The sequence below is a fragment of the Polaribacter porphyrae genome (assembly GCF_002954685.1).
Lineage (GTDB): Bacteria > Bacteroidota > Bacteroidia > Flavobacteriales > Flavobacteriaceae > Polaribacter > Polaribacter porphyrae.
The window spans coordinates 3,313,810-3,334,754 of sequence record NZ_MSCN01000001.1; the positions used below are offsets into that span (position 1 = coordinate 3,313,810).

At 28.6% G+C, this 20,945-nt stretch carries 20 protein-coding genes; 11 read left to right on the top strand and 9 right to left on the bottom strand.

The annotated features are described in order from the left end of the window. From BTO18_RS14860 to trhO, 3 genes are all read right to left on the bottom strand, one after another. On the bottom strand, positions 1-501 hold the full coding sequence (locus BTO18_RS14860) for a gliding motility lipoprotein GldH (RefSeq protein WP_105016981.1): 501 nt from the start codon (positions 499-501) through the stop codon (positions 1-3). Next, positions 476-1,801 carry a PSP1 domain-containing protein gene (locus BTO18_RS14865; RefSeq protein ID WP_105016982.1) on the bottom strand — a complete coding sequence of 442 codons (1,326 nt, stop codon included), beginning with the start codon at positions 1,799-1,801 and terminating at the stop codon, positions 476-478. The genes BTO18_RS14860 and BTO18_RS14865 overlap by 26 nt, the downstream gene beginning before the upstream one ends. A gap of 315 nt (positions 1,802-2,116) precedes the next feature. Beyond that, the gene (trhO, locus tag BTO18_RS14870; RefSeq protein ID WP_105016983.1) at positions 2,117-3,148 is read right to left on the bottom strand and encodes an oxygen-dependent tRNA uridine(34) hydroxylase TrhO; all 1,032 of its coding nucleotides are present in this window, start codon (positions 3,146-3,148) and stop codon (positions 2,117-2,119) included. A 236-nt stretch (positions 3,149-3,384) separates the two neighbouring features. Here trhO and BTO18_RS14875 point away from each other — a divergent pair, with 236 nt between their 5' ends. From BTO18_RS14875 to BTO18_RS14895, 5 genes are all read left to right on the top strand, one after another. After that, entirely contained in the window at positions 3,385-4,374 is a 990-nt protein-coding gene (locus BTO18_RS14875; RefSeq protein WP_105016984.1) for an aspartate-semialdehyde dehydrogenase, read from the top strand. Positions 4,375-4,397: 23 nt separating this feature from the next. Continuing rightward, complete coding sequence (locus BTO18_RS14880; protein WP_105016985.1) at positions 4,398-5,255, top strand: hypothetical protein; 858 nt, start codon at positions 4,398-4,400, stop codon at positions 5,253-5,255. Positions 5,256-5,362: 107 nt separating this feature from the next. Continuing rightward, a complete protein-coding gene (locus BTO18_RS14885) occupies positions 5,363-6,406 on the top strand; it encodes a 2Fe-2S iron-sulfur cluster-binding protein (RefSeq protein ID WP_105016986.1) in 1,044 nt (347 codons plus the stop codon). A gap of 21 nt (positions 6,407-6,427) precedes the next feature. After that, positions 6,428-7,096: a LysE family translocator gene (locus BTO18_RS14890; RefSeq protein WP_105016987.1), complete on the top strand. Its 669-nt coding sequence runs from the start codon at positions 6,428-6,430 to the stop codon at positions 7,094-7,096. A 110-nt stretch (positions 7,097-7,206) separates the two neighbouring features. Further along, positions 7,207-7,704 carry a DUF1761 domain-containing protein gene (locus BTO18_RS14895; protein ID WP_105016988.1) on the top strand — a complete coding sequence of 166 codons (498 nt, stop codon included), beginning with the start codon at positions 7,207-7,209 and terminating at the stop codon, positions 7,702-7,704. Positions 7,705-7,759: 55 nt separating this feature from the next. Here BTO18_RS14895 and trpS read toward each other — a convergent pair whose 3' ends face one another. Next, positions 7,760-8,728: a tryptophan--tRNA ligase gene (trpS, locus tag BTO18_RS14900; protein ID WP_105016989.1), complete on the bottom strand. Its 969-nt coding sequence runs from the start codon at positions 8,726-8,728 to the stop codon at positions 7,760-7,762. 197 nt (positions 8,729-8,925) lie between these two features. Between trpS and BTO18_RS14905 the strand changes: the two genes are divergently transcribed. Together BTO18_RS14905 and trhA are read left to right on the top strand one after the other, a co-directional pair. After that, positions 8,926-9,639, top strand: a complete 714-nt coding sequence (locus tag BTO18_RS14905) for a lysophospholipid acyltransferase family protein (RefSeq protein ID WP_211295612.1) — start codon at positions 8,926-8,928, stop codon at positions 9,637-9,639. Beyond that, positions 9,611-10,249, top strand: coding sequence for a PAQR family membrane homeostasis protein TrhA (gene trhA, locus BTO18_RS14910; RefSeq protein WP_105016991.1), 639 nt, complete (start codon positions 9,611-9,613; stop codon positions 10,247-10,249). The genes BTO18_RS14905 and trhA overlap by 29 nt, the downstream gene beginning before the upstream one ends. A 2-nt stretch (positions 10,250-10,251) precedes the next feature. On the opposite strand, the gene BTO18_RS14915 is transcribed toward trhA, so the two are convergent. Then, positions 10,252-10,722, bottom strand: coding sequence for a CYTH domain-containing protein (locus BTO18_RS14915; protein ID WP_105016992.1), 471 nt, complete (start codon positions 10,720-10,722; stop codon positions 10,252-10,254). Positions 10,723-10,809: 87 nt separating this feature from the next. On the opposite strand from BTO18_RS14915, the gene porZ reads away from it, so the two are divergent. Genes porZ through BTO18_RS14930 form a run of 3 tightly spaced genes read left to right on the top strand, consistent with a single transcriptional unit; the run spans position 10,810 to position 16,357 of the window. Next, the gene (gene porZ, locus BTO18_RS14920) at positions 10,810-13,146 is read left to right on the top strand and encodes a type IX secretion system anionic LPS delivery protein PorZ (RefSeq protein WP_105017598.1); all 2,337 of its coding nucleotides are present in this window, start codon (positions 10,810-10,812) and stop codon (positions 13,144-13,146) included. Further along, entirely contained in the window at positions 13,146-13,868 is a 723-nt protein-coding gene (recO, locus tag BTO18_RS14925) for a DNA repair protein RecO (protein ID WP_105016993.1), read from the top strand. Before porZ ends, recO begins: the two co-directional genes overlap by 1 nt. Next, the gene (locus BTO18_RS14930; RefSeq protein ID WP_226789059.1) at positions 13,868-16,357 is read left to right on the top strand and encodes a TonB-dependent receptor; all 2,490 of its coding nucleotides are present in this window, start codon (positions 13,868-13,870) and stop codon (positions 16,355-16,357) included. The genes recO and BTO18_RS14930 overlap by 1 nt, the downstream gene beginning before the upstream one ends. Here BTO18_RS14930 and BTO18_RS14935 read toward each other — a convergent pair. The 4 genes from BTO18_RS14935 to BTO18_RS14950 form a co-directional block, all read right to left on the bottom strand. Then, complete coding sequence (locus BTO18_RS14935) at positions 16,347-17,159, bottom strand: class I SAM-dependent methyltransferase (RefSeq protein WP_105016994.1); 813 nt, start codon at positions 17,157-17,159, stop codon at positions 16,347-16,349. The two genes, BTO18_RS14930 and BTO18_RS14935, sit on opposite strands and share 11 nt — an antisense overlap. Beyond that, a complete protein-coding gene (locus BTO18_RS14940; protein WP_211295613.1) occupies positions 17,159-17,506 on the bottom strand; it encodes an SdpI family protein in 348 nt (115 codons plus the stop codon). Before BTO18_RS14940 ends, BTO18_RS14935 begins: the two co-directional genes overlap by 1 nt. Positions 17,507-17,584: 78 nt before the next feature. Then, on the bottom strand, positions 17,585-18,451 hold the full coding sequence (locus tag BTO18_RS14945) for an acyl-CoA thioesterase (protein WP_105016996.1): 867 nt from the start codon (positions 18,449-18,451) through the stop codon (positions 17,585-17,587). Then, the gene (locus tag BTO18_RS14950) at positions 18,448-19,632 is read right to left on the bottom strand and encodes a peptidogalycan biosysnthesis protein (protein ID WP_105016997.1); all 1,185 of its coding nucleotides are present in this window, start codon (positions 19,630-19,632) and stop codon (positions 18,448-18,450) included. Before BTO18_RS14950 ends, BTO18_RS14945 begins: the two co-directional genes overlap by 4 nt. 197 nt (positions 19,633-19,829) lie before the next feature. Here BTO18_RS14950 and BTO18_RS14955 point away from each other — a divergent pair, with 197 nt between their 5' ends. Beyond that, on the top strand, positions 19,830-20,945 hold the full coding sequence (locus BTO18_RS14955) for an efflux RND transporter periplasmic adaptor subunit (RefSeq protein ID WP_105016998.1): 1,116 nt from the start codon (positions 19,830-19,832) through the stop codon (positions 20,943-20,945).

Below are 20,945 nucleotides of genomic sequence, written 5' to 3' on the forward strand. Positions count from 1 at the left end.
TTATTTTACTTTTTCTATACTTAACCCAACATCTTGAATTCCTTCTAAAAAAGGAATAGGATCAATACTTCCATTTTTTCTCATAGCATGTCTAACATTTATTTGATACTTACCAGATTGTGGAAATATTTTATGTTCTTTGTAAAAGAGTTTATTTTCCTTAATATCTGTTAATCCTCTTCCTAAAAATTCCCCTTTTTCATTTGCCATTTCGTATTGTAACGTATCTATGATTATAGTTTCATCTGGGAAAGTCATTTCTGTAATCAAATAAATATTGCTAAACTGATAATCTTTATTATTTCTTAAGTTAATAAAAACATTATTTGCAGCAATAGTATCATTAATATCAATCTCAAAATTAACCTTTTTATGTGCCTCCCAACTTGATTTTTCTAGTGTTTTATATTTTGTGAACACTAGACTATCATTACAAGAAAAAAAACATAATAACAAAGTAGAAAGTAGAAAAATATTATTTTTCTTCAGAATTATTTCCATTTTTTTGTCTGTTGTTATTTCTATTTCTGTTGTTTCTTCTAGGTTTTTTAGTCGTATTTGTTGGTTGGTTTTGTTGGTTATTTTTATTTTTTGGCTTTCTGTTTTGTTGCTTTTTTGCTGTTGTTGCACTTACCTGTGCTTCAACTGGTTTTCGATTTCTTTTGTTTCTATTATTACGTTTTCTTTTGCTCTTTTTTGGAGCGTCGAAACGTGTTAAACTATCTTGCCCAGCTGCATCTTCAAAATCTACTTTTAATGGTATTTCAATATCAGATTCATATTCTTCTAACGAAATAGATTTCTCGTTATTTTTATTTAAATCAACAATCTCTAAAACTTGTTCTAGCGTAAGTCTATACCATTTAAAACGTTCTTCTTTATAGGTGTACCAAAGATGTTTTTTAAAAATATCCATCTTTACAAAAACTGCATCTCCTTTTTCAGTTTTTAAAACTACATCTTGTTTTGGAAACGGTTTTAAAGCATCTAAATAGGTGTCTAGCTCAAAATTTAAACAACATTTAAGCTTACCACATTGCCCAGCTAGTTTTAACGGATTTAAAGACAATTGCTGATAACGAGCAGCAGAGGTAGTTACTTTTCTAAAATCTGTGAGCCAAGTAGAACAGCATAGTTCTCGTCCACAAGAACCAACTCCACCCAATCTTGCTGCTTCTTGTCTTGCACCTACTTGTTTCATTTCTACTCGAATAGAAAAAGCACTTGCTAAATCTCTAATCAATTGTCTAAAGTCTACTCTTGCTTCTGCTGTATAATAAAAAGTTGCTTTATTTCCATCCCCTTGATATTCTACATCAGAAAGCTTCATTTTTAGACCTAAACGTCCTAAAATTTCTCTTCCTCTTCTTTGGGTTTCAGTTTCTTTTGCTCTTGCAGTTTGCCAAATGTCAATATCTTTTTGAGTAGCTTTTCTGTATATTTTTTTAATATCTTCACTATCAGCAGTAATTTTTCTCTTTTTCATTTGAACTTTTACTAGTTCTCCTGCTAATGATACTGTTCCAATATCATGACCTGGGTTGCCCTCCACAGCTAAAATATCTCCCATAGAAATGGGTAAATTATCTACATTTTTATAAAAATGCTTACGACCATTTTTAAAACGAACTTCAAAAATATTGAATCGTTCTTGTCCACTTGGCAATGTCATGTTCGAGAGCCAGTCAAAAACAGCTAGTTTTTCGCTTCCACTACCACAAGTTCCTGTGCCACAATTTCCATTACTTTTACAACCTCTAGGTACTCCATTTTCTGATGTACCACAACTTCCACATGCCATATATTATTGAGACTTTAGTTGTTATACTGTAGCTTGTAGTTACAAATTAAAGCAACACTAAAGTTTTTATTTAAAATGATTATCAAATAGTTACAATAAAAATTGATTTTATTGCTTAACAGGTAAATATACACATTCTTAAAGAATGAAAAAATAGGTTTTATTTAAAAATTCATAAACTGTTTGTTACTTATTATAAATTAAATGTAAGTAGAAATTTTATTATAATAACCTTATTTTTAGAATTCGTTAGGATTGAATTAGAATCTGAAAGAAAACTTTAGTCTAGAGTTTTTAAAATTTATTTTGAATGATTTATTTTTTAAATTTCAACTTTTCAGAACGTCCTTTTTTGAAAATTTTATTGCTATTCCCTTTTCCTTTTCTAAGTTCTTTTTGTTCTTCGAAAGAAAGCTGGATAATATCTTGACATTCTGTAGAGCAAGTATTTTCCATTGTTGAAGAACATTCATCACATTGTATAAATAATAAATGACAAGCTTCATTTGCACAATTGGTGTGCATATCACAAGGTTTTCCACATTGATGACAATTGGCAATTACATCATCTGTGATTTTTTCTGCACGTCTATGATCGAACACAAAGTTTTTACCAATAAATTTATTTTCAATACCTTTTTCTTTTACTTGACGAGTATATTCAATGATTCCTCCTTCAAGTTGAAAAACATTTTTAAAACCTTTGTGTTTGTAATAAGCTGAAGCTTTTTCACAACGAATACCTCCTGTACAATACATCAACAAATTTTTGTCTTCTTTGTTGTTTTTTAAATCGGCTTCAATAATATCTAAAGAATCTCTAAACGTATCTACATCTGGTGTTATAGCACCGTTAAAATGACCAATTTCGCTTTCATAATGATTACGCATATCCACACAAACAGTATCAGGGTTTGCCAACATTTCGTTGAATTCCTTTGCATTTAAATGCACACCTTTGTTTGTAACATCAAAAGTTTCATCATTTAAACCATCTGCAACAATTTTGTTTCTAACTTTTACTTTAAGCTTTAAAAACGATTTGTTGTCATGTTCAATAGCAACATTTAATCGAATTCCTTTTAAAAAAACAATATTATCTAATTGCTCTTTTAAAGCAAAAAAGTTTTCAGAAGGCACAGAAATTTGAGCATTAATACCCTCGTAAGAAACATAAGTTCTGCCAAGAACATCAAGTGCATTCCATTCTAAAAACAATTTATCCCTAAAGATTTGAGGGTTTTTTATATTGTGATATTGATAAAAAGAAATGGTAATTCTGTCTTTACCAGCTTCATCTATTAAAGCAGCGCGTTCTTTTGCGCTTAATGTATTGTACAGTTGCATGCTATACTAATTTTAAGCAGAACCAAATTTTGGGTCTATGAAACAAATATTTCTGCAAAGCTAAAAAAAAGTGTAAGATATTATTGATTTTTTAAAGATGAATTCGATACAATATTTAAAATTACATCAAGTTGTTAGAAATTAAACAATTCAAAATATATTGGTAAATAATTATTAAAATGATGGTCATAATTTTATTTGTTATCATCTTTGCAGTGTTAATAAAATAGAAACAAATGAAAATAGCAGTAGTTGGTGCAACAGGAATGGTTGGCACAGTAATGTTAAAAGTTTTAGAAGAACGTAATTTACCAATCACAGAATTAATTCCTGTGGCTTCTGCAAGATCTGCAGGCAAACAATTATCATATAAAGGAAATAGTTATACAGTCGTTACTTTAGAAGACGCTGTTAACTTAAAACCTGATGTGGCATTATTTTCTGCTGGTGGAGATACTTCTTTAGAATGGGCACCAAAATTTGCAGAAGTTGGTACAACTGTTATAGATAATTCTTCTGCTTGGAGAATGGATCCAACTAAAAAATTAGTAGTTCCTGAAATTAATGGCGATGTTTTGACTGCAGATGATAAAATTATTGCAAACCCTAATTGTTCTACAATTCAGTTGGTAATGGCATTAGCACCTTTACATGCAAAATATAAAATGAAGCGTGTGGTAATTTCTACGTATCAATCTGTATCAGGTACTGGAGTTAAAGCTGTACAGCAATTAGATAATGAAGAAGCTGGTATTGAAGGTGAAATGGCTTACCCTCATAAAATTGGTAGAAATGCTTTACCTCATTGTGATATCTTTATGGAAAATGGATATACTAAAGAAGAAATGAAACTGGTTAAAGAACCAAAGAAAATTTTAAGAGATGATTCTTTTTCAGTGACTGCAACTGCAGTTCGTATACCAACTGCAGGTGGGCATTCAGAAGCTGTAAATGTTCAATTTCATAATGATTTTGATGTAGCAGAAGTTCGCACTATTTTAAGTGAAACTCCAGGAGTTATTGTACAAGATGATTTAGCTAACAACTTGTATCCTATGCCAATAAATGCTCACAATAAAGATGAAGTTTTTGTAGGTAGAATTAGACGTGATGAATCTCAAGAAAATACCTTAAATTTGTGGATTGTTTCTGATAACTTGCGAAAAGGTGCTGCAACAAACACAGTTCAAATAGCTGAATATTTAATTTGCAATAAATTAATTTAACGAAAGTTAATTAATTATTTTCTATGTTAAAAAAAATAACAAGGATATTTGATAAGCAGGTATTATTTTGGGAAAAACCTAATATTCTAAAAAGAATAAGTAATTTTTTAGTTATTGCTTTTATTATATGTAGTATAATTTCACTTCTAGTTTATTTTAACTTTATTGATGTAGGTAGATTTAACATGCTATTTATACATCCTTTTTTTGCAATTGAAGTTGCTTTTACTATCATCTTAATTTTAGAACTATTAAGCTTAATATTTATTTTACCAAAATCGGTTTCAATTTCTTTAGGTAAACAATTTGAACTGCTGTCTCTGATTTTTTTGAGAAATGCTTTTAAAGAATTTAGTCATTTAGATGAATTTTTAGTTTGGGAAGACTCAAAAACTGTTATTTATAAGATGATTACCTATTCTTTTGGTGCTCTTTTTATATTTATAGTAATGGGGATAACACAAAGATTAAACAGGAAAATTAGACTTTCAGAAACTTTTGTAAACCAACTTCAGTTTGTTAGAATAAAAAAGATACTTGCGTTATTTTTACTGCTATCATTTTTCTTAATTGGTGCAAATGACATTTATTTTTTATTTAAAACAGGTAAATATTTACACTCTTTTGATACTTTTTATACAGTTTTAATTTTTACAGATATTATTATTGTTTTAGTAGCTTTAAGATATACAATAAATTTTTACAGAGTTTTTAGATATTCAGCATATGTTTTAGCAACTATCCTAATAAGAATATCTTTAACTATGGAATCTTATTATGATGTATTTTTAGGTGCTATAACTTCTGTTTTTATATTGTTATTATCATTAGCTTACATACATATTCAAAAAGGATTAACAGCCAAAGAGCTTAAAAGTTAATAACTAATTGGTAAATTTGCATAATAAATACTCTTTGTAATAAGTTTCTATAAAACAAATTGAAGAGCTAGTTTTTAATCTAAAATAATCTAGATAAAATTTATAAAATGACTAAATTTCATAAAGTATATATAAAAGAAATAAAACAAGAAACCGCATTTGCGGTTTCTGTTGTGTTTGATATTCCTGAACATTTAAAATCAGAGTTTAATTTTACCTCTGGACAATATATCACACTTCAAAAAAAAATTAGAGAAGAAGAAGTTAGAAGAGCATACTCAATCTGCTCAACTCCTAAAAGTGGGGAATTGAGAGTTGCTATAAAAGCTGTTGAAAATGGTACGTTTTCAGTATATGCAACATCAGATTTAAAAGTAGGAGATGAAATCGAAATTTCAGCTCCTGAAGGTAGATTTTTATTGAATCCTAAAGCTAATAAGAACTATGTTGGTTTTGCAGCAGGTAGTGGAATTACATCTATTTTATCAATGGTAAAAACTGTTTTAGAAACAGAGCCATCTGCTACATTTACGTTAATTTATGGTAATAAATCTGTGGCAGATACTATTTTTTATGATGAGTTATTAGCATTAGATTCAAGATATAAAAATTTCAATTTAGAATTTGTATGTAGTAGAGAGCGTCAAGAAAACATGTTGTTTGGAAGAATTGATAAACCGTTTACAAATTTTTTTATCAAAAATAAATACAAAGACATTTCTTTTGATGCTGCTTTTTTATGTGGTCCAGAAGAAATGATACATACAGTTTCTGACACGTTAAAAGAAACTGGTTTTACTGATAAAAATATTCACTTTGAATTATTTACAGCTTCAATTGATGAAGATGCTGTGGATGAAATACAAGAAGGAACAACAGAAATAACAGTGTTGCTAGATGATGAAGAAACCACATTTACGATGACACAGACTGATGATATTTTAGCTGCGACTTTACGTAACGAATTAGACCCACCTTATTCTTGTCAGGGAGGAGTGTGTAGTTCTTGTTTAGCAAAAGTTACTGAAGGTAAAGCTGTGATGGTTAAGAACTCGATTCTTACAGATAGCGAAGTTGAAGAAGGTTTTATTTTAACTTGCCAAGCACACCCAACCACTGCTAAAATAGCAATTGATTTTGATGATGTTTAAAATCCGTATTTTTGTGTAAATATGGATATCTACGATTTCAAAAACGCATTGCTTATTGGCTTTTTCATGGCATTCATGATTGGTCCTGTTTTTTTTATGTTAATACAAACTAGTATTTTAAGAGGAGCTAGAGCAGCAATTGTTTTTGATATAGGAGTGGTTTTAGGAGATATTACCTTCATTATTATTGCTTATTATGGTAGTAGAACTTTACTTGAGAAGATAAAAGATGATCCTAGACTTTTTTTTACTGGTGGTTTAGTGCTTATCATCTATGGACTAATTACCTATTTTGATAAAGAAAATAAAAAAGAAGCATTAGAATCTGCAAAACAAATAGAAGTACCCATTGTAAAAAACAATTATTTAAAACTTTTTTTAAAAGGCTTTTTTCTAAATTTTATTAATGTTGGAGTGTTGGCTTTTTGGCTAGGAACAGTGTTAGTAATTAGCCCTTCTTTAGACATGAATCAAAATGCTATTTTTTGGTATTTTACTACTATAATTATTGGTTATTTTATTACAGATTTAGGTAAAATTTTTTTAGCAAAACAGCTAAAAGATAAATTGACTCCAATGGTTATTTACAGAATAAAAAGAATTATGGGTATTATTTTAATTATTTGTGGAGTCTTTTTAATGCTAAAAGGTTTTATCCCAAATGAAAAAATTAATCAATTTATTTCTTAATTAATAATATTGATATTCAGAGACTTGTATGTTTCTTCTAGGATCAATTAGTATTCACTTTTAAAAACATATTTCCTATATTTGGTGCTTAACCAAAAACTTTTTTTATCATGGAAATGAATTTCTATATCTTATTTATTGCTGCTATTGTTCCAATGCTAATAGGATTTGTCTGGTATGGACCTTTATTTGGTAATGCATGGATGAACGAAATGGGATTTACTAAAGAATCTTTAGAAGGACAAAATATGGCTAAAGTATTTATCTTAAGTTATATTTTTAGTGTATTAGTTGCTTTCTTTTTACAGTTTATTGTAATTCATCAAATGGGAGTTTTCCAAACCTTAATTAATGAACCTGGTTTTAATGAAGAATCAGGCACTGCATTTGAATATTTTAAAAACTTTGTCGGCACTTATGGAGATCGTTTTAGAACTTTTCAACATGGTGTAATTCATGGTGTAATGTCAGGACTATTTTTTGTGCTTCCAGTGTTATCAATTATTGCAATGTTTGAAAAAAAATCTTTTAAATATATAGCTATAAATGCTGGTTATTGGATTGTTACTTTAGCACTCATGGGCGGAATTATTTGCCAATGGTTATAGTATTATTGGCTTTATTAAACTAAAAAAATTTCGTTTTAAACGAGATTTTTTTAGTTTAATATCCAATTTTTGCACGTACTCGTTTTAAAACATCATTAGCTACTAGAGTTGCTTTTTCTGCACCAATTTTTAAAGCATCATCAATCTCATTTTTATTTTCCATAAAATGATTGTAACGTTCTCTAACATCAGAGAATTTATCAATAATCAACTCGTAAAGAGCTTGTTTTGCATGGCCATAACCATAATTCCCAGCTTCGTAATTAGCTCTTATCTCAACAATTTGAGCATCAGAAGCTAATAATTTATACAAAGCAAAAACGTTATCAGTATCAGGATTTTTTGGCTCTTCGAGAGGAGTACTATCAGTTTTAATACCCATTATTTGTTTTCTCAACTTCTTATCAGGTAAAAAAATATTGATGATATTATCTCTAGATTTACTCATCTTTTCACCATCAATACCAGGAACTAATTTTGTGTGTTCTTGAATTTTTGCCTTTGGAGCAATTAAAGTATCACCTACAATATTATTTAATCGATTGGCTACATCACGTGTCATTTCTAGGTGTTGTAATTGATCTTTACCCACAGGAACTATTTCTGCATCATACAATAAAATGTCAGCAGCCATTAACATAGGATACGTAAATAAACCAGAATTTACGTCAGCTAACCTATCTGCTTTGTCTTTAAAACTATGTGCTAATGTTAAACGTTGGTAAGGGAAAAAGCAACTCAAATACCAAGATAATTCAGTTACTTGGGGTATATCACTTTGTCTATAAAAAACAGTTTTATTGATGTCTAGACCACAGGCCAACCATGTAGCTGCTGTACTGTATGTATTTTCTCTTAATTGACTACCATCTTTAATTTGCGTTAAAGAATGCATATCAGCAATAAACAAAAAAGCTTCATTTTCAGGGTCATTTGCCATTTTTATAGCTGGTAAAATAGCACCTAAAAGATTTCCCAAGTGTGGAGTACCTGTACTTTGTACCCCTGTTAAAATTCTTGACATTAAATTAAGTTTATCATAATTTACAGATGAATGTTATAATTAATTCATCTGAAATGACAAAAATAAGGTTTTGATAAGAAAAATCACCAAACAAAAGAATATTAGTATTTTTGGTGTATATGAAATTTTTGAGAATACCCTTTTTACTGATTTGGCGAATTTGGTTTTACATTCTACTATTTGTGACCATAATTTTAATGGTGCCATTTCTATTGGTATTAACCTCTAAAGAAAGTTATTATGCTGCATTTTGGAAACTGGTAAGAATATGGTCTAAAATTTTAATTTATGGAATGGGTTTTAGAATGGAGATTACTTATGATGAAAAAACAGATCGAAATAAAAGCTATATGTTTTGTCCAAATCATGCATCTTTAATGGATCCTTTTGTGTTGATTGCTATGAGTAAAAATCCAATCGTTTTTGTGGGGAAACAAGAATTTGTAAAGATTCCCATTTTTGGTTTTTTCTATAAAAGAGTAGTGATTATGGTAGATAGAAGTAGCTATAAAAGTAGAAAAAGAGTATACGAATTGGCAAAAAGAAGATTACAAAATGGAGTAAGTATGGCGATTTTCCCTGAAGGATTAGTGCCAACAGAAAACGTAGTTTTAGCACCATTTAAAAATGGTGCTTTTAGCTTGGCTATTGAATATGAAATTCCGATAGTACCTCAAATTTATTATGATGGAAAACGATTATTTTCATGGGATTTTTTTAAAGGAGGTCCTGGAGTTTTTAGAATTCATCAACATAAATTTATAGAAACAAAAGGTTTACAACAAAGCGATTTACCAAAATTAAGGCAACAAACTTTTAACGTTATTTATAATGATTTAATTAATGATGAAAAGTATATGAAAGATACAAACAGACCCAATAATGAGCGAGAGTTTAAATCACCAATATAGTAAATTAGAAGAAAAACTTAACGTCATTTCCCATGGGTTTGGGTTGGTGTTGAGTGTTGTTGCATTTCCTTTTTTAATCTTTAAATCTACAGGTTTTGACAATTTTTGGAAACCAATAAGTTTTATTATCTATGGGTTGAGTATGATTATTTTATATACAGCTTCTACATTTTATCATGCAGAAAAGAACCCAAAGAGAAGAAGAAAGTTAAATATTTTTGATCATGCAGCAATCTATGTTTTGATAGCTGGTAGTTATTCACCTTTTTGTTTAGTAGCTTTAGACTCTGACTTGGGTTGGTACATGTTTTTATTTGTTTGGGTTTTTGCGTTAATAGGAATTATTTTAAAACTTTTTTTTACGGGTAAATTTGAAAAAATATCAACAATTATGTATTTACTTATGGGTTGGCAAGTACTATTTTTTATAAAACCTTTAATGAATAGTTTATCGAAAGAAGGATTACAGTTTTTAATTGCAGGAGGTATTTTTTATTCAGTTGGAGCAATATTATATATGATTCAAAAAATGCCATATAATCATGCTATTTTCCATGTTTTTGTATTGTTAGGCACTTTAAGTCATTTTTTAGCAATTTACAATTTATAAAATCACCAATTCTTATAAGGTTTTTTGCTTAAATAAGAATTGTAATATTGCTGATTCCCAGTAACTTCTTTTCCTATCCAATTAGGTTTTTCAAATGTTTCATTTTCACTGCTTAATTCAACTTCAGCAATAATTAACCCATTGTTATCTCCATAGAATTCATCAACTTCAAAAATATGCTTTCCTTTTTTTATATAGAATCTTGTTTTGTCAATAATTGAAGATTCACAAAGTAAGAGTAGTTTTTCAGCTTCTTCTAAACTAATTTCTTTTTCCCATTCAAAACGAGTTGTACCGCTTTTATTTGATTTTCCTTTAATAGTGATAAAAGCTTTTTCATCAGTAGTTCTAATACGTACGGTTCTTTTTTTGTTTGAATTTAAGTAGCCTTGTTGCATTCTTTTTTGCTGATAAGCTTCTTGCTTAAAATCGTTATTTTTAACCAAAAATTTACGTTCAATTTCTAAACTCATAAAAAGGCATTGTAATTTGTACTAATATAGACGTTTTTACCGTTAATTTAGGTAATATTTAAATATCTTTGATCGATAATTATGGTAATGAAAAAAACAATTTTCCTTTTCTTTTTTTTAATTTCTTTAGTTGGGTTTTCTCAAACAGATTATAGCGATTCTTGGGAAGATTTTTATTCTTACAATAACGTAAAAGACATTATAAAAGTTGATGATGTAATTTATGCTTTAGCAGATAATGCTGTCTTTACTTATAATGACACTACTTTAGAAATAAAAAAAATATCTTCAGTACAAGGTTTATCAGGAGAAACTACATCTTCTATTTTTTATAATAAAACATTTAAAAGGGTAGTTATTGGTTACGAAAATGGTTTGGTAGAAGTTATCGATGAAGATGGTACTATTACAATTTCTTCTGATATTGTAAACTTTAATCAATCTGGTGAAAAAAGAATAAATCATATTTCTGAATTTGGAAATACACTATATCTATCTACCCCATTTGCTATTGTAGAGTATAATATTGAAAGATTAGAATTTGGAGATACTTTTTTCATAGGAAACCAATCTACATCATTATCTATAAATGAAACTTTAGTTTTTAATAATAAAATTTACGCAGCAACAGAAGATGGAATTTTTTTAGCTGATGTAAATAGTAATTTACTCGTAGATTTTAAAAGTTGGGAACAGCAATTTCCAAATCGAAATTTTCCAAATCTATCTTTATTCGATAATAGAGTTTATACAACAGAAGGAAGTAACTTGTTTGAAATAGAAAATGGGAGTTTAAAAATTATCAGAAATTTTGCAGAAAATATTGTAAACACAAAAGCTTCTAGTTCTAATTTAACAATTACTTTAAATAGAAGTGCATTTGTTTTAGATGAAAACAACAATCAAGTTTTTATTTTTTTAAACACTCCAGATTTTAGTTTTACACTTTCTAATGCTTTTTTTGAAAATAGTACAGTATTTCTTGCTTCAAAAGAGTTAGGAATTTTAAAAACAACAACTAGTCAATTAAATACCTATCAAGAAATTCATCCTGAAGGACCTTTATTTAATGATGTTTTTTCTATTGCTGTTAATAATAACGATTTATGGGTAGTATATGGGGGTTATGATGCATCTTCATATGTGCCAGCAGGAAATAGAAAAGGATTTAGTCATTATAATGGAGAAAAATGGATTAATAAAAAGTTTTCAAACAGTACACCAATATTAGATTTAGTAGATATAACTATAGATGTTGAAAAAGAAAATAGAGTTTTTATAAGTTCTTTTGCACAAACGAGTAATGGAAATATTTTTTCTGGAGGTGGTTTATTAGAAGTAGAAAATGATGAGATTAAAAATTTTTATCACTCAAGAAATAGTCCATTAGAAGATTTTCTTCCAAATGATGCGAATTCAATAACTACTAGAATTAGTGGATCAGTATTCGATAATGAAGGAAATTTATGGTTAGCAGATGCTTTGGCTTCTAGAAAGTTGAAAAAATTTTCAGCTTCAGGAACATGGTCTAGTTTTGATTTGGGTGATTTACAAACCAATAAAAATCAAGAAACAAATATAATTACAATAGATAGAAATAATACTGTTTGGATTGCCACTAGAAGAAATGGAGTCTATATTTATAATGAAAATGGAGATAGAAGAAAAGCATTTATTTCTACTCCAAATCTTGGAAACCTCCCAGATGTAAACGTGAGAGCTATAGCTATTGATAGTAATAACAGAGTTTGGTTAGGAACACAGTCTGGAATGGTTGTTTACAATAATGCTTCTGGAGTGTTTGATGATGATACACCTAATGCGAATCCTGTTGTAATTAATGGAAATGAAGCTGGTTTTGGAGACAGATTGTTAGGTGATCAAACTATAAATTCTATTGTAATAGATGGTGCAGAAAACAAATGGTTTGGTACAGATAATGGAGGTGTTTTATATACAAACCCTAATGGGCTAACTACACTTGCAAACTTTAGCAAACAAAACTCTCCTTTACCATCAAATAAAATTTCTAAAATTGCTATAGACAATAGTTCAGGTAAAGTATATTTTGCCACAGACAAAGGCATTGTAGCATACAATAGTAATGTAGCTCCTTTTGGAGAAACTCTTGGAGAAGTTTATGCTTATCCAAATCCTGCTTTAAAAAATCATGAAACTATAACTATAAATGGTAGAAATGGAACAAGTTTGCCAAGAGGTACAAATGTAAAAATTTTAGATGTTGCTGGGCATTTAGTTTATGAAACCAATGTTATAGAAGGTCAAGAAGTGCAAGGAGGAAAAGTAGTTTGGAACAAGAAAAATTTGGCAGGTAAAAGCGTAGCTTCTGGAATTTATATTGTATTATTATCTAATGATGATGCATCAGAAACTGCTACTGCAAAAATTGCAATTGTAAATTAATGCCACTTATTACTACAAAAGCTATCGTTTTAAGCTCGTTAAAATTTGGTGATACCAGTTTAATTGTAAAATGCTATACAGAAGAAGAAGGTTTAAAAAGTTACTTGATTCGTGGAATTTTAAAATCTAAAAAGGGAGGAATTAAAGCTGCCTATTTTCAGCCTCTTACACAACTACAAATTGTAGCAAATCACAATTCAAAAAACAATTTAAATTCCATTAAAGAAGTAAAAGTTGTACAACCATATAAAACGATTTATTTAGATGTTGTAAAGCAGTCTGTAGTCCTTTTTTTGTCAGAAATATTATCAAATGTCATCCAAGAAGAAGAGCAAAATAAAGCATTGTTTCAATATATAGAAACCGCTTTTTTATGGTTAGATCTTCATTCTAATGTGGCAAATTTTCATTTATTATTTTTATTAAACCTAACAGGGTTTTTGGGTTTTTACCCAGATTTATCTCAAAAAGAAAGACTTGGATTTAATCTATTGGAAGGAAATTTTTCTGATGAAATCCATAATAAAAACGTAATTCACAAAAATGAATTTTATCAACTAAAAAAACTGTTAGGCATAAATTTTGATATAATAGAAAGTGTGTCTTACAGTAAAAAAGAAAGACAGTTGGTTTTACAAATAATTATCCAATATTTTAAATTACATTTGGGCAGTTTTAGAAATCCAAAATCTTTACAAGTTTTAGAAACCGTATTTAGTTGATGATGAAGTACTTCGTTTTTATAATTATTTTTTTAGTGAGTAAAATTTCTTATGCTCAAAAAGTAAAAGTTTTAGACAAAGAAACTGGTAAAATTGTTAGAAATGTTACCGTTTTTAACGAAGATAATACCATAAGTCTAACATCAAACAACCAAGGTTTTGTAGATATTTCAGCTTTTGATGATAAAGACATTATCATTTTTTCACATTTATCTTATGCATATTATAGAATACAAAAATCAGCTTTAAAAAATAAAAAGCTTCTAGTATATCTAACCAAAGAGTCAGAAGAATTGGATGAAGTTGTTATTTCTGCTTTTAAAAGAGCAGAAAAAACAAAACGAATTGCAGAACAGATTGCAGTAATTTCAAAGAAAGATATTCAAAAAGTTTCGCCACAAACTTCTGCAGATTTATTAGCCACTATTCCTGGAATTAAAGTTCAGAAATCACAATTTGGTGGAGGTAGTCCTGTAATTCGTGGAATGGAATCTAACCGAGTTTTATTGGTCGTTGATGGAGTTCGAATGAATAATGCTATTTACAGAAAAGGACATTTACAAAACTCAATTACATTATCACCAAATTTACTTGAAAAAACAGAAGTTGTTTTTGGTCCATCATCTGTTATTTATGGATCTGATGCTTTGGGTGGAGTAATTCACTATTATACAAAAACACCAAAATTATCTCAAGAAAAGAGAGTAACCAGTAATTTTTTCTCAAGATTTTCAACAGTAAACCAAGAAATAACCACAAACGTTTCTGCTGAATTAAGTTTTAAAAACTGGGCATCATTTACCAGTATTTCGTATTCAGATTTTGGAGCTTTACAAGCTGGAGAAAATAGAAATCATGGTTTTTCTGATTGGGGAAAAGTATTTTATTATTCAGAAAATGTAAATGGAAATTACAATCCTAACCCAACCTTAAACAGTGATCCAAATTTATTGAGAAATACAGGTTTTAATCAAACTGATGTATTGCAAAAATTCTTTATTCCATTATCAAAAAATACAGATTTAAAAATCAATCTACAATATTCAACTTCATCAGATATTCCAAGATTTGATAGACTTACAGAACTTACAGACTTAACAGACGATGCATCTTTAAAATTTGCTGAATGGTATTATGGTCCTCAAGAACGACTATTAATTTCTTCTCAAATTCTTTTGCATCCTGATAAAAAATGGTTAGAAAATGGAACAATAACCACAGCTTATCAAAATATAAAAGAAAGTAGAATTCAAAGAAAATTTGGGAGTTTAGATAGGTCTTATAGAGAAGAAACTGTAAATATTTTTAGTATAAATGGAGATTTTGCTGTAGCACTTGTAGCAGATAAAACAAGAACACTTTCTTATGGTTTTGAATTTGCGTATAATGATGTAAATTCAAATTCTTTTGGAAAAACTTTAAATATTTTCAATGGAGAAATTAGTGGTTTTTCCAATGAATTTAAAGTACAATCACGCTATCCAGATGGAGGGAGTAATTTTTTAACAACAGCAATTTATGTGGGTTACAGACAAGATTTGAATAAAAAATCTACTTTGAACTCTGGGATTCGTTTTACAAACACCAATAAAAATGCAACTTGGATAGATGAAACTTTTTTAACCTTTCAAGATAAAACCTTAAGTAGAAATAACTCTGCAATTACAGCAACTTTAGGTTACGTATATAAGCCAAATAGAAACTGGCAATTGAATGGAGTTTTATCTTCAGGTTTTCGTTCTCCTAATATAGATGATGTTGGTAGAGTTAGAGAAAAAGCAGGTAATGTTACCATTCCAAATATTGATGTTTCTCCAGAATTTGCTTATAATGCTGAAATTGGCATTCAGAAATATTTTAATAAAAGACGATTTAGAGTTGGTGGTAATTTTTATTACACTTTATTGGATAATTATATTCAGAGAGATTTTGTGTTTAATCCAGATGGAAGTATCAAACAAGTGCAGTTTGATGGAGAATTTGGAAATGCTGTAAATAACCAAAATAAAGGGCAAGCCTATATTTTGGGGTACACAATAAATTATTTAGGTAAAATATCAAAAACGATTAATACATCAGGTTTTATTACCTACACAAAAGGTAGCACTTATGATACAAAAGAACCAATGTCTTCAATTCCCCCTTTATTTGGACAGTTTGAAATGAATTATAAAAAGGATAAAATCGAATTAGGTTCGATAGTTCGTTTTAATGCAAAAAAAAATATTGAAGATTTTAACTTTACTGAAGGTATAGACAATCATGAATTGACACCAATTGTTGATGCAAATGCAATCAATGATATTGATAAGTTCTATGGTTCTCCAAGCTGGATTACTTTTGGTGTAAATGGAAGATATATTGTGAGTGACAATTTTTCTGTACAAGCAAGATTAGATAATATTTTAGATGAACACTATATAGAGTTTGCTTCAGGAGTTTCTTCTCCAGGAAGAAATTTATCGGTTTCTTTGATGGCTAGTTTCTAGTTAATTTTAAAATCCAGACATCTTGTTGAGGTTGATTATTTCTAATAGCACCAGGGATGTGTTTTAAGATTTCTAGATTATTTCTTGCACATAAATCTTTAAAAAATTTGGGTGATTGGTAAGAAGCAAATAGACGATTCCCTTCTTTTTTATAGTTATGAATTACTAATTTTCCAGAATTGTAAGCTGTCTTTTCTTCATCTAAAAGTTTAAAAGAATGCACGTTTCCGTGAGTTGTTAAAAATAAAATCCCTTTATTTTTTAGAACTCTAGTCAATTCTTTCATCCAAGAAAAATGCAATCTTTCTGATAAATGTGTAAAAATGGATATTCCATAAATTACATCCATAGAATTATTTTCAAAATCTAAAGGAGGTTTTAAATCATTGAGTTTAAATTGAATTCCATTCAAATTTTCTGAACACCATTTTACATATTTTTTGTTATAATCAGTTCCAAAAATTAAGTTGCTATGTTCTAAAATATTAGGCAAATGTCTAATAACTCTTCCAGTTCCACAGCCCCAATCTAAGATGGATAGATTTTCGATTTTTTTGAATTCAGATATATGATTTATCAACCATTCTGCAGTAGGTTTTCCATTAGTGTAAAACTTATCATAATTCAAACTAAAAGTCTCGTAAAGATAAAAATCTGGAGGTAAAATCACATTTGGATTTTTTTCTTTGAAAAGGCGATTACTTTTTCTGTGGATAATTTTTTGCCTGTAAAAGTTAACTTGTTCAACTATTGAAAGAAGTCCAACTTTTGAAATTAGTTTTTTTATTATAATCTTTTTCATTACTTTTTTCTTTTCCCTTCGTCAGAAAAATTATCAGACAATGCACGTTCTGTTTTTATAATAGAAACTAAAATAGATAATGCTACTAAAACCATAGGTTGCCAAGTCAATTCGCCCTTGGTAATGTTAGCTAGCAACAATGCCGCTAAAAATGAGAATCCACTATACTTTAAAAAAGCTTGATTAAAAGTACTGTTTGCAAAATCCCATATTTGCTGATTTTGCATTGCTTTAGGTGTTCTATAACCATAGATATTATTTACTTTTTTTGGTGGAAATTTCCAAAAAATAATACTAATTAAAAATACCACACCATTAGTAGTTAATACATATATAAATGAATCCATAATTTTTTATTTTTTAAATCTCAAACTTCCAACTTTTTATTGAAAACTGCTATTGCCAACTGAAGACTAAAATACTGCCTACTTTACAACAGGTCTCATCAATCCTTCTTGTGCAAAAGATGCTACTAATTTTCCATCTCTTGTAAAAATATTTCCTTTTACCAAACCTCTAGCACCATAAGTATTTGGAGATTCTGCAGAAAAAAGCATCCAATCGTCAAACTCAAAATCTCTAAAAAACCACATAGAATGATCTAAACTGGCAGTCATTGTATTTGCAAAACTGTGGTTTTCTGCATTCGGATTAAAAGCTGCATTCAACACATTATAATCAGAAATATAAGTTAAAATTTGATGCTTTAGAGGTAAATCCATTTTAGGAATATCTCCTTTTAGCTTAAACCAAATTTCTTCTTTTGCAGGTCTGTTCTCTGGTTTTGTAGGGTTAGGAACATGTACAGGTTTAAAATCAATTGGGCGTTCTATACTTAAAAAAGATTTGATTCCTTTGGGCAAAAAAGAACCAAATTTTTCAACCATATCTGTCCAACTTAATAATTCTTCAGGCTGTTTTATATTAGTATTCATTTCAGTTTGATGCTCAAAACCGTTTTCTTTTTTATGAAACGAAGCCGCCAAAATAAAAATGGTTTTTCCTTTTTGGCTTGCAGTAACTCTTCTTGTAGAAAAACTACCACCATTTCTCATTTCAGCAACATTATATTCAATTGGGATTTCTAAATCTCCAGCTTCTAAAAAATAAGAATGTAATGAATGTATAAATCTATCATCTTGCACAGTTCTGTATGCCGAATTAACTGCTTGTGCTAATACTTGCCCACCAAAAACTATTTTACTTCCAATAGTTACACTTTCTCCAGAAAATACATTTTTTTCTATTGGTTTTAAGTCTAATAAGTCAATCAATGCTTTGGTAGTTTTCATTTAGAGGTTTTAGTTTTGAATGGAAATTTTTGTTGAAAAGGAGTAGGCTGTACCCTTTGCAAAAATAACTTTAATATTTTGTTTGTAATACTTTTTTTATGTCGTAAATACATAGTCAAATCTTGAGGTTCTGCTCCAACAGAACTTTTAATTTCGCTGGCAGTTCTTCCAAAATTGATGATTTTTAGTTTATTGTCTATCGCAATTTCTATATAATTATAAAGCATTCTTTGATAAATAGCATATTCTCTATTTAATTGATAATCTATACCTACAAAATGAGCATCTAATATATTATTATTGATAATTCCAGATAAAAAACCTACAATTTTTCCATCTAAAGAAAAGGTTTTTAAAATATAATTTTCTTTGAAATTTTCTTTAAAATCTTTGTAGGTTTCTAAATTGAAATTTCCCAAATTAAAAGCTGCATTAGAAGCCACTTTTTGATATAAAGAAGTTATTTCTGGCAAAAAATCAACTATATTTTGTTCAGTGATATCTTCAGTTTTTAAATCTTTACTTAATTGATAAGCTTTTTTTGCTTTTACACGAAATTTGGTTTTCATTGAAGCCATATAATCATCAAAACTACTCCAATTTTCATCAACTTTTAGCAGCATATTTGGTTCTACAGAAAAAGGATGATAATTATAATCCTTTACTTCATCTGTAATAAATAAAGACTCATTTACAAAATCTTTTAACAAAAATGCATCAATTTTTAATTCCTTTTTGGTTCTTACCAAATGTAAAATAGCTTTGGCAATCTCTTTTACAACTATTTTTTTATTATAATTTTCTTTTATAAAAATACCATGCTCACCACTTACAAATGTGTTTCCGCAAATTAATAATTGCAAAGGCTTTTTATTAGGAAAAGCATTTATTTTTCTGGCAATATTTTTAATTTGTCTTATAAAAAATTCAAAAGTATTTGTAACTGTATCTATATAAAAATCTATTATTTGAACAGATGCTAATGCTTTGGGGATTTGGTTTTCATTAACTAAAACAATGTAAAAAAAAGTGATTTCAGGATGATTCTTTTCTATAGATTTTAAAAAGTTCCTGTTAAAATATTTGTTCTTTTCACAGTTTAAAGACTGCCAAATATCTACTGAAATTTCATCAACAGAAGAAAAAAAAAGGGCGTTTTTTGTTTTTGAGAAACAATTCAAATGAATCTAAAGATTGAGTTTTTTGATATTACAAAGTTCTTAAAAATAAATCAGTTTAAAAATTTTCATTTCAAAATCTATAATTATAACTTTTCTTTAACACAGTAGAGTTATTAGTTTTTAAAGGTTTCATTGTCAAAAAAGTATCTTTGTAAAACTATAATATATGGATTGTTGCCCATATTAATCAACCAATCATGAGGAAAATAATACTTGCCATTTTAGGGGTTTTGTTTGTTACTGGTTCTGTTTTTTTAGGAAATTATTTAATCGAAAAAAACCAAAAACCTAAACCAAGATTTAAAAAAATTATAAAAACTGTTTTCGTTGAGAATGTAAACAACACAAATATTCCTATTATACTTAATGCGAATGGAAATTTAACAGCAAAAAACAAGATTGATTTGTTTTCTGAAGTACAAGGGGTATTAAATACTACTAAAAAGTCATTTAAACCTGGCACAAAATATTATAAAGGAGAAACTTTATTAAGTATTAACAGTGACGAATTTAATGCTAGTTTAAAATCGCAAAAAAGTAATTTATACAATTTAATTACGTCTATTTTACCTGATGTTCGTTTAGATTATAAAAATGAATTTAAGAAATGGGAAAGCTACTTACAAAGTTTTAACATTAACAAACCTATACCAAAACTCCCAAAATTTTCATCAGATAAAGAGAAGTATTTTGTTTCTGGACGAGGTATTTTAACAGCTTATTATAACATCAAAAATTTAGAAGTTCGTCTGAATAAGCATCAAATTAGAGCCCCTTTTTCTGGAGTGTTAACAGAAGCTTTGGTTACATCTGGCACTTTAGTAAGACCAAATCAGAAATTAGGTGAATTTATAAACACAAGTGTTTATGAATTAGAAGTTTCTTTAAGTTCAGAGTTTGCAGATTTACTTAAAGTAGGTAACCAAGTTGAGTTAACAAATCTTAACAAATCTAAAAATTACACAGGAAAAGTTGTAAGAGTAAATGGAAAAATAGATCAAATATCACAAACGATAAATGCATATATTCAAGTAAGACATTCAGATTTAAAAGAAGGGATGTTTCTAGAAGCAAACTTAAAGGCAAAATCAGAATCAAATGCCATAGAAATTTCAAGAAAATTATTAGTAGATAATGAAGCTGTTTATGTTGTAGAAAAAGATAGTATCTTAACTCTTAAAACTGTAAATCCAGTATATTTTGGTGCTGAAAAAGTGATTATAAAAGGTTTGCAAAATGATGCTAAAATCTTATCCCAACCTTTGCCTGGTGCTTTTGATGGAATGATTGTAAAGATCAACAAAAAGAAATAA